Annotated in this window: 14 protein-coding genes and 1 tRNA gene; 8 read left to right on the top strand and 7 right to left on the bottom strand. The window is 71.3% G+C overall.

Features of this window, described 5'->3' with window-relative positions:
• Positions 1-1,121: hypothetical protein (locus Air01nite_RS23520; RefSeq protein WP_203705236.1), on the bottom strand; the 1,121-nt coding region annotated here is incomplete at its 3' end.
• Positions 1,122-1,268: 147 nt separating this feature from the next.
• Between Air01nite_RS23520 and Air01nite_RS23515 the strand changes: the two genes are divergently transcribed.
• Positions 1,269-2,165 carry a PASTA domain-containing protein gene (locus Air01nite_RS23515; RefSeq protein WP_203705233.1) on the top strand — a complete coding sequence of 299 codons (897 nt, stop codon included), beginning with the start codon at positions 1,269-1,271 and terminating at the stop codon, positions 2,163-2,165.
• 3 nt (positions 2,166-2,168) lie between these two features.
• Here the strand turns inward: Air01nite_RS23515 and Air01nite_RS23510 are convergent, their stop codons facing one another.
• Both Air01nite_RS23510 and Air01nite_RS23505 read right to left on the bottom strand, forming a co-directional pair.
• On the bottom strand, positions 2,169-2,954 hold the full coding sequence (locus Air01nite_RS23510; RefSeq protein ID WP_203705232.1) for a hypothetical protein: 786 nt from the start codon (positions 2,952-2,954) through the stop codon (positions 2,169-2,171).
• 108 nt (positions 2,955-3,062) lie between these two features.
• Positions 3,063-3,338 (bottom strand): hypothetical protein, encoded by a 276-nt coding sequence (locus Air01nite_RS23505; RefSeq protein ID WP_203705230.1) that lies wholly within the window; start codon positions 3,336-3,338, stop codon positions 3,063-3,065.
• Positions 3,339-3,667: 329 nt separating this feature from the next.
• On the opposite strand from Air01nite_RS23505, the gene Air01nite_RS23500 reads away from it, so the two are divergent.
• From Air01nite_RS23500 to Air01nite_RS23490, 3 genes are all read left to right on the top strand, one after another.
• On the top strand, positions 3,668-4,549 hold the full coding sequence (locus Air01nite_RS23500) for a helix-turn-helix domain-containing protein (RefSeq protein ID WP_203705229.1): 882 nt from the start codon (positions 3,668-3,670) through the stop codon (positions 4,547-4,549).
• Positions 4,513-4,737 (top strand): DUF397 domain-containing protein, encoded by a 225-nt coding sequence (locus Air01nite_RS23495; protein ID WP_203705228.1) that lies wholly within the window; start codon positions 4,513-4,515, stop codon positions 4,735-4,737. Before Air01nite_RS23500 ends, Air01nite_RS23495 begins: the two co-directional genes overlap by 37 nt.
• 200 nt (positions 4,738-4,937) lie before the next feature.
• The gene (locus tag Air01nite_RS23490; protein WP_373310449.1) at positions 4,938-5,327 is read left to right on the top strand and encodes a hypothetical protein; all 390 of its coding nucleotides are present in this window, start codon (positions 4,938-4,940) and stop codon (positions 5,325-5,327) included.
• Here Air01nite_RS23490 and Air01nite_RS23485 read toward each other — a convergent pair.
• On the bottom strand, positions 5,301-5,879 hold the full coding sequence (locus Air01nite_RS23485; protein WP_203705226.1) for a hypothetical protein: 579 nt from the start codon (positions 5,877-5,879) through the stop codon (positions 5,301-5,303). The genes Air01nite_RS23490 and Air01nite_RS23485 overlap by 27 nt on opposite strands.
• Positions 5,880-6,096: 217 nt before the next feature.
• On the opposite strand from Air01nite_RS23485, the gene Air01nite_RS23480 reads away from it, so the two are divergent.
• Entirely contained in the window at positions 6,097-7,971 is a 1,875-nt protein-coding gene (locus tag Air01nite_RS23480) for a S8 family peptidase (RefSeq protein WP_203705224.1), read from the top strand.
• Here Air01nite_RS23480 and Air01nite_RS23475 read toward each other — a convergent pair.
• The 3 genes from Air01nite_RS23475 to Air01nite_RS23465 all read right to left on the bottom strand — a co-directional run bounded on the left by Air01nite_RS23475 (position 7,968) and on the right by Air01nite_RS23465 (position 10,003).
• The gene (locus Air01nite_RS23475) at positions 7,968-8,774 is read right to left on the bottom strand and encodes a WecB/TagA/CpsF family glycosyltransferase (protein ID WP_239090905.1); all 807 of its coding nucleotides are present in this window, start codon (positions 8,772-8,774) and stop codon (positions 7,968-7,970) included. The two genes, Air01nite_RS23480 and Air01nite_RS23475, sit on opposite strands and share 4 nt — an antisense overlap.
• Positions 8,771-9,844, bottom strand: a complete 1,074-nt coding sequence (locus Air01nite_RS23470) for an NAD-dependent epimerase/dehydratase family protein (RefSeq protein ID WP_203705222.1) — start codon at positions 9,842-9,844, stop codon at positions 8,771-8,773. Before Air01nite_RS23470 ends, Air01nite_RS23475 begins: the two co-directional genes overlap by 4 nt.
• A 73-nt stretch (positions 9,845-9,917) precedes the next feature.
• Positions 9,918-10,003: transfer RNA gene (locus Air01nite_RS23465), tRNA-Leu, on the bottom strand.
• Between the two features lie 236 nt (positions 10,004-10,239).
• On the opposite strand from Air01nite_RS23465, the gene Air01nite_RS23460 reads away from it, so the two are divergent.
• Genes Air01nite_RS23460 through Air01nite_RS23450 form a run of 3 tightly spaced genes read left to right on the top strand, consistent with a single transcriptional unit; the run spans position 10,240 to position 12,978 of the window.
• Entirely contained in the window at positions 10,240-11,037 is a 798-nt protein-coding gene (locus tag Air01nite_RS23460; protein ID WP_203705221.1) for an FHA domain-containing protein, read from the top strand.
• Positions 11,038-11,041: 4 nt separating this feature from the next.
• Positions 11,042-11,527, top strand: a complete 486-nt coding sequence (locus Air01nite_RS23455) for an FHA domain-containing protein FhaB/FipA (RefSeq protein WP_203705220.1) — start codon at positions 11,042-11,044, stop codon at positions 11,525-11,527.
• On the top strand, positions 11,524-12,978 hold the full coding sequence (locus tag Air01nite_RS23450) for a PP2C family protein-serine/threonine phosphatase (RefSeq protein WP_203705218.1): 1,455 nt from the start codon (positions 11,524-11,526) through the stop codon (positions 12,976-12,978). Before Air01nite_RS23455 ends, Air01nite_RS23450 begins: the two co-directional genes overlap by 4 nt.

Raw genomic sequence — 12,978 nt, 5'->3', positions numbered from 1 at the left:
TAGTTTTCCTCGCCGCGGCGACTCGAGCGGCGCTTGCGCGCGGGCTTCGCGGGCTCCGCCGGCGGCGGGGTTTCGCCGGGTGCGGTGCCCTCTGGCCACAGTGGAGTGGCGATGGCGGTGTCGTGGTCGTTGGAGCCCGGACGGCCGGCGAACTCGGTCGCGTAGCTGGGCTCGCGGTCCGGCTCGTCGTCGGCCGTGTGGTCGCGCTGGGCCGGCACCGTGACCTGCTCCCGGTCGGTCCGCTGGGCGAGCGTGGTGACCAGCACCGAGCCGGCGAGCCCGGCCAGCACCGCGTACGGCGCGAGCAGGTGTGCCGACATCTGTTCCGGCCGGATGCCGGCCAGGCGCGGCGCCGCCAGGAAGTAGGCGGCCGCCACCACGAGCGGGCCGGCGATGCCGGACACCGCGGCGCCGACGCGGTGGTGCGGGTCGCGGGCCGGCCCCCGGGCGACCAGGGCGCCGATCACGAACGCGGCACCGAGCGCCAGCGCGGCGCCCGGCCAGTAGAGATAGTCGCGGAACCAGAGGGCCTCGCCGGCGCCGGTGATCTGCCAGACGCCGAGTTGCGCCGGCGACTGGTCGCCGCCCGAGATCACCCCCTGTGTCACCGACACCACCGCGAGCAGCCACAGCCAGACGACCGTCGCGATCACGTTGCGGGCGGCCGCGCGGGACGACAGCGCCCAGACCGCGAAGACGATGCCGAGCAGCACACCGATGACCGCGTAGCCGGCGGCGATGGTCTGCGGCGAGAACGTGTCGGCCCGCACCGCGGCCCGCGCCGGCACGGCCACCAGCGCGACGGTGACCAGCGCGCCGACGGCCGCGGCCACGACGAGCGACAGGCGGCTGAGGAACGCGGCGGCCGGTGGTGCGCCGTCGGGATCCGCCGCCACCTCGGTGAGCCGGTGCGCGCCGATAGCGCCCGCGACGGTCGAGGTCGCCGCGATCCACGCGGCCCAGGCCAGGCTCGCCGCCCAGGCCGCCTCGCCCGCGCGGTCGGACGCCGGCAGCCAGGTGATGATGCCAAGGCCGTAGCCGAGGCCGAGCTGCGCGGCGCCGGCGCAGGCGGCAACGCCGATCGCCGCGGCGATCGATCCTCCCCAGCCTCGTACGGCCATGCGGGGCAGCGTAGCGTCCGGCCGCATGCCGGGCGAGTCTTGCCTGACGCCCGGTGCTCCGAGAGCCCGGGAAAGCGCCATAGCCGCGTTTCGACCGGGCAGGTTAGGGTCGGTGCCGGACAGGACCCGGCGGCGAAGGGATCGAGGATGGCCGACCAGCCCGAGGACCCGCCCGCGCGGCGTGGTGCCGGCTCGGACGACCCCGATCAGCCGCTCGACCGGACGGCGCCGTTCGACCCGATCCGCGACCAGGACGGCAAGGACGAAAACGGCGGTGACGCGGCCGCGGAGACCCAGCCGCTGCCGGACGATCCCGATCGCACGGCCCGGATCGAGCCCACGCCCGACGACCGCACCACCCAGATCTCGCCGGCCGACCGGACCAACGGGGTGCCGCCCGCCGACGACCGCACCACCCGGATCCAGCGGACGGGACCGCGCGACGCGACGCCGCCGGCGGATCCGGCCTGGGCGGGTCGCGCCGGCGTGCCTCGGCCCGGCGGCCCGGGCGAGCCGCCGGACGACGGTCCGCCGGACGGCTATGAACCGGGCCCGCCCGACGGCGGGTCCCGTTGGTGGATGCCGATCCTGATCGGCTTCATCGCGCTCGTCCTGCTCGGCGTGCTGGCGTTCGGGCTCTGGCTGATCCTGCGCGGTGACAACAGCCCGACTCCCGAGCCGAGCCCGACCACGCCGGCCGCGACCACGCCCGCGCCGACTACCGCGGCGCCGACGACCGCCGCGCCCACACCCACGGCGACGACGCCGGCGGCAGTGGTCGTGCCGATCCTGGAAGGGCTGACGGTCGAGCAGGCGACGGCGCGGCTCTCCGGCGTGGGCCTGTCGGCCCAGCTCAACTACGTCAGCTCCGACCGGCCCGCGGGCATGGTGGTCGGCTCCGACCCGGCGCCCGGCGCCCAGGTCGCAGCCGGCTCGTCGGTCACCCTCGACGTCTCGTCGGGCCCGGCACCGACGACTCCACCGGCCACGCCATCGGAGACCCCGTCGCCGCCGACCTCGCCGAGCGTGCCGCCGGGTCCGTAACGGTCACCAGCCGCGCCGGCGGTTGAGGACCACCGCGATGCCGATCGCGGAGACGAGCAGGCCGGCGATTCCCGAATAGATCAGCGGGCGGGCGTACGACGCCGGCTCCGCGTCGACGGGCCCGCCGCCCGGTCCACCGGCGCCGGCGGTGGGATCCGTCGACGGCCGGTCCGGGAAGAGCTCGTCCAGGCCGCGGGTGTCGGCGGGCGACGGCGTCGGCGTCCGGCGGTGGCGCGTGGACGACGACGGCGAGGCCGGGCGCGGCTGCTGCTGCGGCGCGACACCGGGCGGGGGTGCGGGTGCGACGGTCGGCAGCACAGGGGCGGCCGGGGCGACCGGCGGGACAGGCGGCGCGGCACCGCCCGGCACCGGCTGGTCCGGTGCGGGCTCCTCGACAACCGGGTCGTCGGGTCGGGGATCGTCCGGCGCCGGCTCGTCCGGATCCTCGTGGTCGAACCACCCGCCGGGGTCGACGGGCTCGACGACCAGCCCGGGCGCGGGGAGCCCGGGCACCGCGATCGGTCGCAAGGGGTCCAGGTAGCGCCAGGCCGGCGACGGCAGGAGCGAGGTCGCCGGCGGCAGCAGACTCTCCACATCGGGCAGGCCGGCGATGCGCGGCGTCGAGCCGGGCACGACCGGCAACTCGGCCGGTGCGGCCGCGGTGCGGGCGGCCAACGCGATGCCCGGTAGGGCGACGCCGGGCAACACGACGCCGCCGATGAGGAACGCGGCGGCCGCGAGATGCACCTGGGCACAGCGGATCAGCGGTCTCGCCGGTGGCTTGACCATGTGTGACCCCCAGGAATAGGGGTCCTGGTCACGCCCGGGAAGAACTGTTCGGTGGGTATGTCGAGTCTAGAGCCGCGCGGCCCCGGACACGCCGGGAACGCGAAAGCGTCAGCCCACCCGGGCCGGCACCGGCGCACCCACGCGGCGCGGTGCGGCACGTAGGTCATTGGGGGAGCGCAGCTGTCGAAGGCCGTTGAGCTGGACGAAGATCGAGCGTCGCTCGACCGCGTCGCCAGCCGCGTTGAGCTCGTAGCCGTCGAGCCAGACCCAGCCGTCGTAGGTCGGCCAGTCGTGCACGCGGATCACGCGGAAGAGAAGCGGGTCGATGAACTGGACGCTCGCCGCGCGCGTTACGTGCAGCACGTCACCGGAGCGGGGAAGCACATCTACTCCTGTTCCGAAGCCGAATGATCGGGAGGACTCAGAAAAGGACCACCGGCGGGAACTGATCTTTCGGAAACGCTGAGTAACCCGCGGCCTACGGACAGAGTGCACCAACAACATGATCAATGCAAGTTGCACATTGGTAGTGCTTTCGTGGCCTCTTGCGGCCGCAATGGTCCTTGATGTCCGACCGTTAAGCGCGTCAGACTGAGGTCGCATCACCCAGCGACCGTCGCAATCGCGTAACTCGCCGCGTTCGTCCGAATTGGTCGGTTCTCGCGGCGGGTGCGGACGCTAAACCTATCCGCACCTGTCCGGAGGTGACCCCGGTGACCGAACGCCGGAGCCCGACCATCCGCCGCCGGCGGCTAGGCGCCGAACTACGTCGCCGCCGCGAGGCGGCGGGCGTCACCATCGACGGGGTCGCTGAGCGGCTGGAATGCTCGGCTTCGAAGATCTCGCGGATCGAGACCGGTCACACGTCGGCGACGCCGCGCGACGTCCGGGACATGCTCGCCATCTACGGCATCACCGGGCCGGAGTGCGAAGAGCTCGTCCAGATCTCCCGCGAGGCAAGGCAGAAAGGCTGGTGGCATCCGTATGGCGCGGTGCTCGCCGGCGCCTATGTCGGCCTCGAGGCCGCGGCCCATTCCATCCGCGCGTACGAACAACAAGCGGTGCCCGGACTCCTGCAGACAGAGGACTATGCCAAGGCGATGATCCGCGCCGCTCGACCCGACTTCACCGCCGAAGATGTAGACCGTCGGGTGAGTGTCCGTCGCGCGCGTCAGTCGTTATTGAACGAGGACGACCCGATCGACCTGTGGTTCGTCCTGGATGAAGCTGTGGTGAGCCGGCCTGTAGGCGGTGACGCCGTTATGCGGGCCCAACTCGAAAGGCTTGTGAAGGCGGCAGAGTTCCCAAATGTGACCTTGCAGATCCTGCCGTTCGAGGCAGGTGCTCACGCCGGCATGGACGGCACTTTCGCCATTCTGGAGTTCCCCGAACCGAGTGACCCGGAAGTGGTCTACGCGGAGAACGCCACCGGGGGCCTCTTCATCGAGAAGAGCGACGAGTTGCGGAAGTACGTCTTCATCTTCGACCACATCCGTGCGGCCGCGCTCCGCCCCGAGGAGTCGGTCGCCTACATCGCAAAGCTAGCTAAGGAGCCACTGTGGAAGGCGAGACCAAGGGGTTTGATGTCGACCTGACCGGCGCGGTCTGGCAGAAGAGCACGCGTAGCGGGCCCAACTGCGACAACTGCGTCGAGGTCGCCTTCGTGCCCGGTGCCGTTGCCGTGCGGGACTCGAAGAACCCGACCGGACCGGCGTTGCTGTTCACCATCGACGAGTGGGACGCCTTCGTCGGCGGTGCCAAGGACGGCGAGTTCGACCTGTAAGGCCCCGCACCAAAAGCCCCGATCAAAGCCCCGTCAAAGCCCCGATCGACCTGCGCCAGGCGCTCTCCGGACTTCCGGAGGGCGCCTGGTTCGTTACAGGGGACACCGCAGCGTCGTTGTACCAGAAGACACGGCAAATGCCAGGTCAACCCGCCGAGCGGGTTAGTCCGAACGAGCAGGCAGGCGACACACCAATGACCATGCCCGACAACCTCGGAAACGGTTCGGCGACGCAGGAGCGCTTCACCGGGCCGTACCGCAAGACCCGCCGCGAGGCGTCCCTGACCATCGAGGGGCCGGCGGAGCGCGAGCCGGAGCGGGTCGTCCGCCAGGGCCTCCCGCCGGACCTCAACTCCGGCAACGACGCCGAGCGGCCGGCGCTGCCGTCCCTGGCGCCCGTCTACCAGCCACAGTGGGCCAGCGGCGACGCGGAGGCGCTGATCGCGGACCACCCGCTGCTGCGCGGCCTGCTGCTGGAACTGCCGCCGAAGGGGAGCATCCCGACCGCCGGCTGGCTCGACCGCTGGTTCGAAGCGGCCCGCTCCATCCTTGAGCTGCTCTACCTACAGGACGCCAACCGGCCGCGCTAGGCGTTCAGGCCGGGCCACGGCACCTTCGGCGAGGCGGCTGTGCCGCAGCGCGTCGCGCACGCCGATGCCGGTGGCCACCAGGCCGGCCGCAGTCAGCACCACACCGAGCACGGCGGGCACGCTCAACGCGACCAGACCCGCGGCGGCGAGCACCGCGGCCACGCCCGCCAGCGCGGTGACCTGGATCGGCAGGGCGAGCAACGGATGCGCGGCCGCGGCGCGCAGGCCGGGCGGCGCGGGAGTGTGCGGCGCCGTCGCGAACGCGGCGGCCCCGCGCCGCACCCGGGCGAGCCGGCGCAGCGAGACGGCGGCGACGGCGAACGCCGGCACCCACAGCGGCAGGACGGCCGGCACGAGGTCGGCGTAGCCGGCCAGACCGGCGAGGCCGATCGCGGCCAGCACCGCGAGCAACCCCACGACCAGGAGCTGCAGGCGTGCCGCGCGGCGGCGCAGCGCTGCGGCGCTGGTGGCGCGCGGCAGCAGGTCGGCGAGCCCGGCCGCGGCGAGCGCGGCGGCGGCGATGGCGGCGGTCAGTGCCAGATCGGTCCCCATGCCATAGAGGATCGTCCACAAGGCAACGGAACACATCCGGGCGCCTCCCGGGTCCCACCCGCAGGTGTCACCCGTAGGGGGACACGCCAGTGGTATTGAAAATTCGACATCTATTCACATCTGCCCGCGCGGCATAGCCTCACCCAAAGATCGGTGAACGCCGATATCCCGTCACGAACGGGGACGGCCGGTCCACCGATCGGAGGGGAGGAGGGAGATGAAACTCCCGCGTAAGTCCGTCCTGGTCGGTGTCGCCACGCTGACCGCGTTCGCCTTCGCCGCACCCGCGGCGGCCGCCGAACCGTCCGGGACCGTCCTGAGCGCCGGCGGCGAGACCGCCGTCGCAGACAGCTACATCGTCGTGTTCAAGGACAGCGCGGTCGCCCGCACGTCGGTCGACGGCAGCGCGACGGCGCTGGCCGGCCGGCACGGCGGCAAGGTGATGCGGACCTACCGCAGCGCGCTGCGCGGCTTCGAACTGCGCGCCAGCGCGGCACAGGCGGCCAAGGTCGCCGCGAACCCGAACGTCGCCTACGTCGAGCAGAACCACACCGTCCACGCGCTCGGCACGCAGACCAACCCGCCGTCCTGGGGGTTGGACCGCATCGACCAGCGCAACCTGCCGCTCAACCAGTCCTACACGTACCCGAACACGGCCCCGAACGTGCACGCGTACATCGTCGACACCGGCATCCGGACCACCCACCAGGACTTCGGCGGGCGGGCGACGAGCGGCTTCGACGCGGTCGACGGCGGTGCGGCCGACGACTGCAACGGGCACGGCACGCACGTGGCCGGCACGGTCGGCGGCAACGCGTACGGCGTGGCCAAGGGCGTGCAACTGGTCGCCGTCCGGGTGCTCAACTGCCAGGGCAGCGGCACGAACGCACAGGTGATCGGCGGCATCGACTGGGTGACCGCCAACGCGATCAAGCCGGCCGTCGCCAACATGAGCCTCGGCGGCGGTGCCAACACCTCGATCGACAACGCGGTGAACAACGCCATCAACTCCGGCGTCACGTTCGCCATCGCGGCGGGCAACGGCAACGCCCTCGGCCAGCGGCAGAACGCCTGCAACTACTCGCCGGCCCGGGTGCCCAACGCGATCACGGTCGGCGCCACCCAGAGCAACGACGCCGCGGCCTCGTTCTCGAACTTCGGCACCTGCGTCGACATCCTGGGCCCGGGCGTCAGCATCACGTCGGCCTGGTACAGCAGCAACACGGCCACCAACACCATCAGCGGCACGTCGATGGCGACGCCGCACGTGGCCGGGGCGGCCGCCCTGGTGCTCTCGGCCAACCCGAGCTGGACCAACCAGCAGGTCCGCGACTACCTGGTCAACAACTCGACGCCGAACGTCGTGACCAACCCAGGCACCGGGACCCCGAACCGGCTGCTCTTCGTGGTCAACGACGGCACGCCGCCGGCCAACGACTTCGCCGTGTCGGTCTCGCCGACCAGCGGCTCCGTCACCGCCGGCTCGGCCGCGACCGCCACCGTCTCCACCAGCACCACGTCCGGCTCGGCCCAGTCGGTGTCACTGGCCGCGAGCGGTCTGCCGTCCGGTGCGACGGCCAGCTTCAGCCCGGCGACCGTCACGTCTGGCGGTTCCTCGACGATGACGATCAGCACCTCGGCGTCGACCCCGTCCGGGACCTACGCGGTGAGCGTCAACGGGACCGGCGCGTCCGGCACCCGGTCGACCACCTACTCGTTGACCGTCACCGGCGGCACGGGCGGCGGTTGCTCGGGCACCAACGGCACCGACGTGGCGATCCCGGACAACAACACCAACATCTCCAGCACGATCGCCATCTCGGGCTGCGGGCGCGCGCCGTCGACGGCGTCCACCGTGGCCGTCAACATCGTCCACACGTACCGCGGTGACCTGGTCATCGACCTGGTCGCGCCGGACGGCACCGCCTTCCGGCTCAAGAACAGCAGCGCCTTCGACAGCGCCGACAACGTCAACGCGACCTACACGGTCAACCTGTCGGGCGAGTCGGCCAACGGCAACTGGCAACTCCGGGTTCGGGACGTCTACAGCACCGACACCGGCTACATCAACACGTGGACCCTGACGCTCTAGACAGGGAACTCCGTGAGCGGCTCCGTCGCCGGTGGCGGCGGGGCCGCTTTCCACAGGCCCGTCTTCTGCGCGAACAGGCGCGCCGCGTAGGCCGGGTTGAGGATCACGTAGCGACGCCAGAGCCGGCGCGGCTCGAGGCCGAGCCGCCAGAGCCACTCCAGGCCACGCTTCTGCATCCACGGCGGCGGCTTGCGGAGCAGCCCGGCGTGGTAGTCGAAGGCGGCGCCGACGGCCAGTTGCGGCATGTCGAGCAGCGGGCGCATGGCGTACGCGAAGATCTCCTGCCGCGGGCAGCCGAGCCCGACCAGCACCACCCGGGCGCCGGACGCCTTGATCCGGTCGGCGATCTCCACGGCCTCGCCCGGCAGGGCGGTGCGGAACTTCGAAGACTCCCAGCCGGCGAACTTGAGGGCCGGGAACATCTTCTCCAGCGCCGGCACGAGCCGGCCGAGCGTCTCGTCGGTCGAGCCGTAGAGGTAGACCGGCAGGCCCTCGTCGGCGCAGCGCGCCAGCACCCGCAGGGTCAGCGTCGGGCCGTAGACCCGGTCGGTGAGCGCGGTGCGGTGCAGCAGGTTGAGCCCCCAGCGCACCGGCTGCCCGTCGGGGGTGACCACGTCGAAGGAGTTGAGCCGCGCGTTGTGCGGCGGGTCCTGCACGCCGGTCATCACGCCGTGCACGGCCAGCGCGGTGAGCGCCAGCGGCCGGCGTTCGTGCGCCGCCTCGATCACCCGGGCGGTCGCGGACTCGTAGTCGACGGCGTCGACCAGGACGCCGAGGATGCTGTGCCGGCCTTTGTCGATCACGACCCGGGCACCCAGCGGTCGACGTTGGCCTCGTAGATCTCGCGCAGGATCATCGGCACGTCGTAGGTCTGCTGCCACTGCGGGTAGTGCTCCTGGAACCGGGCCATGCTGCTGATCCACCACTGGTGGTCGCCGATCCGCGCCTGCTCCACGTAGTTGATCCGCGGCTCACGGCCGGAGATCTCCTTGGCCACGGCGAACGCCTCGATGTGCGAGGTGTTCGAGTGCCGGCCGCCGCCCAGGTTGTAGATCTGGCCGGAGCGGGGTGCCCGGAAGAACGCCTCGAACGCGGTCAGCACGTCGTGCGAGTGGATCGCGTCGCGGACCATCTTGCCCTTGTAGCCGTAGAGGTTGTAGGTGCGCTCCTCCATCACGCAGCGCATCACGTAGCCGAGGAAGCCGTGCAGCTCGGCGGCCGAGTGGGCCGGGCCGGTCAGCGTGCCACCCCGGAACGCGGCGGTCTTCATGCCGAAGTAGCGGCCGTATTCCTGGACCATCACATCGGCCGCGACCTTGCTCACCCCGAAGATCGAGTGGAGGCAGTCGTCGATCGACATGTCCTCGGTCACGCCCTGCGCGTAGGGGTGGTCGGGAGCGATTTCATAACGGGTTTCCTGCTCGATCAGCGGCAGGCTGTTGGGCCGGTCGCCGTAGACCTTGTTGGTCGAGCAGAAGATGAACGGCGCGTCGATCGCGTGCGCTCGGGTGTTCTCCAGCACGTTGAGGGTGCCGACCGCGTTGACGTCGAAGTCGGTGAACGGCTCCTTGGCGGCCCAGTCGTGCGAGGGCTGGCCGGCGGTGTGGATCACCACGGCGATGTCCGAGCCGTATTTCTTGAAGATCTGTTCGAGGCCCGCGCGGTCCCGGATGTCGGCGTCGTAGTGCGTGTACGCGCCGCCTAGCTGCTCGCCGAGCTGCGCGACACTCCAGGCGGTCGAGCCGTCCTCGCCGTAGAAGTAGCGGCGCATGTCGTTGTCGATGCCCACGACATCCAGGCCGAGCCCGGCGAAATGCCGGCTGGCCTCCGAGCCGATCAGGCCTCCGGAACCGGTCACCAACGCGACGGACACGCATCACTCCAGGCTGCTCGGCGACGGGGCAGGCATAACGTTAGGGCTCCGCGAGTCGCGGAGCCCAACGTCATGGTGGGGAAGGGGGGAGTTGAACCCCCACGCCCTTTCGGGCACACGGACCTGAACCGTGCGCGTCTGCCATTCCGCCACTTCCCCGGGAACAGCTGCCGGCACATATTACGCTATCCCTGCCGGTGGCCGTGGGCGGTTGCCGCTCGCGGCGCCTGGGAAGACTAACACGGCGTTTCCGCCACTCCGGTGACGGGCATGTCAGTGGGCGTCGGGCACCCAGTCGTCACGTGCGGCAGCGCTCCCACGGCGTTCCACGGAGACCGGTAATGACCGTCGGCCGGTCGCCATGCGGACTGTTGGTGCCCCGGCCGGATACCATCATGGCCTCGGAACCCGAGGAGGAGCCGGTGAGCGTGCTGCAACGCTTCGAGAAGCGTTTGGAAGGCCTGGTCGAAGGGGCCTTCGCCAAGGTGTTCAAGGGGGTCGTCCACCCTGTGGAGATCCTCAACGCCATGCAGCGGGAGGCGGAGGCGCACAAGGCTATCCTGGCCGGCGGGCGGACTCTGGTGCCCAACCGCTACGTGATCGACCTATCTCCCTATGACCACAGCCGGCTCGCGCCGTACGCGGCCGCGCTCGCCCAGGAGCTCGCCCAGTCACAGGCGGAGTTCATCGGCGAGCAGGCGTGGACGGTCTACGGCGACGTGATCGTCGAGATCGAGCGCGGCGACGGCCTCGACACCGGCATGTTCCGGGTCACGGCCGAGGTCTACACGGGCGGCGACGTCGCGCCCGTGCAGCAGGGATACGACCAGGGGGGCGGCTACCAACAGCAGCAGCAGCCCTACGACCAGGGCTACGGCCAGCCGCCGATGCACGGCGGCGGCGCCGGCGGGCGCAACATCCGCCTGGTCTCCGGCGACGGTCGCACGTACCCGCTGCAGATGGGTTCGACCGTGATCGGCCGGGGAGACCAGGCCAACCTGCGGCTGCCCGACGTCGGGATCTCGCGGCGCCACGCCCGGCTCGACTTCGACGGCGCGCAGGTCGTGCTCACCGACCTCGGCTCGACCAACGGCACGATGGTCAACGGCCAGCGCGTCTCGGCCGTCGCCCTCAACCCCGGTGACATGATCCAGCTCGGCACGACGACGCTGACGTTCCGCGTGGACGGTTAGCCCGTTGGCCGGAGATTTCGTCGTCGAAGTCGCCCGGATCGGATTCCTCATTCTGCTGTGGATCTTCGTGTTCACGGTGGTGGGTGTGATCCGGCGTGACCTCTTCGCCGGGGCCCGATCCAGCAGGCTGGTCGCCGCACCACGGGGGGTGGGTGCGTCGACCGGCCAACAGCGGCCGGCCAAGGTGAAGCGAGGCCGCGCGGCTCACCAGTTGGTGGTGACCGCGGGACAGCTTGCCGGCACGCGAATCACGCTCGGTGACGGCCAGATCACGATCGGCCGCGCCGAGGACTCGACACTGGTGATCACCGACGATTACGCGTCGGCGCGTCACGCCCGGCTTGTTCCCAGGTCAGGGCAGTGGTTCGTGGAAGACCTGGGCTCGACGAACGGGACGTATCTCGATCGCGCTAAGGTCACCGGACCGACCCCCGTCCCCCTCGGCGTGCCGATCCGCATCGGCCGCACTTCACTCGAGTTACGGCCATGACACTGACACTGCGTTACGCGGCCCGCAGTGACCGCGGTCTGATCAGGGACGGAAATCAAGACTCCGTCTATGCCGGACCGCGGCTGCTCGCCGTTGCCGACGGAATGGGCGGCATGGCCGCCGGTGACGTCGCGAGCAACATCGTCATCGGCGCCATGGCCCCGCTTGACGAGGACGTCCCTGGTGACGCCCTCGTCGACGCGCTGCGCACGGCCGTCGACACCGCCAACCAACAACTCCGCGACACCGTCGACGCCAATCCGCACCTCGAGGGCATGGGCACCACGCTCACCGCGATCCTGTTCTCGGGCAGCAAGATCGGCATGGTGCACATCGGCGACTCGCGGGCCTACATGCTGCGCGACGGCGAGTTCGCGCAGATCACCAAGGACGACACCTACGTACAGATGCTGGTCGACGAGGGCCGGATCAGCGCGGAGGAGGCGAGCAGCCACCCGCAACGGTCGCTGCTCACCCGCGCGCTCGACGGCCGCGACATCGACCCGGAATACTCCGTGCGCCAGGTGCTCCGCGGCGATCGCTACCTGATCTGCAGCGACGGGCTCTCCGGCGTGGTCAGCGCCGAGACGATCGCCGAGTCGTTGCGTGACTTCGCCGACCCCCAGCAGTGCGTCGAGCGCCTGGTCGCGCTCGCGCTGCGCGGCGGCGGCCCCGACAACATCACCGTGGTCGTCGCCGACGCGACCGACCAGGACATCGTCGAGGCGGCTCCGATCGTCGGCGGCGCGGCGGCCCGCGACCGGGGCAACAGCACCTCGGCCAACCCCGACACGCCGGCCGCCCGGGCCTCCGCGGCGCTCGCCGGGCCGCGCGCCCCGGTGCCTGACCAGAACCTGCCGGCCGAGGCCAACGGCCGGTCCGGGTCGCACGAGGACGACGCCGACCGGCGCCGCCGGCGGCCGTTGCGCACCGCGCTGCTGCTCGGCGTGCTGCTGATCATCCTCGGTGGCGGTCTCTGGGCCGGCTGGCGGGTGACCCAGCAGCAGTTCTACGTGGGCGCCACGGAAGACGGCCAGCTCGCCGTGTTCCGCGGCGTGCCGGGCGAGATCGCCGGCGTCGACCTGTCGAGCGTCCAGTCGACCAGTGCCACCACGCTCGACGAGCTCACGTCCGTCGCGCAGGAGCGGGTCAAGCAGGGCATCCAGGCCAACAGCGAGGCCGATGCCCAGCGCCGGCTGGCCGAGCTCACCACCGACGACCCGACCAACCCCAACCTGAAGCCGGCCTGCCCGCCGAGCCCGACGGCGCCGGTCACCGAGCCGACCCTGACGGCGACGAGCCCGCCGACGACGGGCCCGACCGCGACCGCCACGGTGACCCCGGGCGCGCCCGCGACCGGGATCGGCACGCCGACCTCGGTGCCCGAGGCGCCGCCAACCGACACCGTGCCGCCGGTCATCGACCCGGCGGACTGCCGGCCGTCCGACTGA

Source organism: Asanoa iriomotensis (genome assembly GCF_016862515.1).
In the GTDB taxonomy this organism is placed as follows: Bacteria; Actinomycetota; Actinomycetes; order Mycobacteriales; family Micromonosporaceae; genus Asanoa; species Asanoa iriomotensis.
The sequence above is the reverse complement of the archived record's forward strand: the minus strand, read 5'-3'. Positions and strand labels throughout refer to the sequence as shown.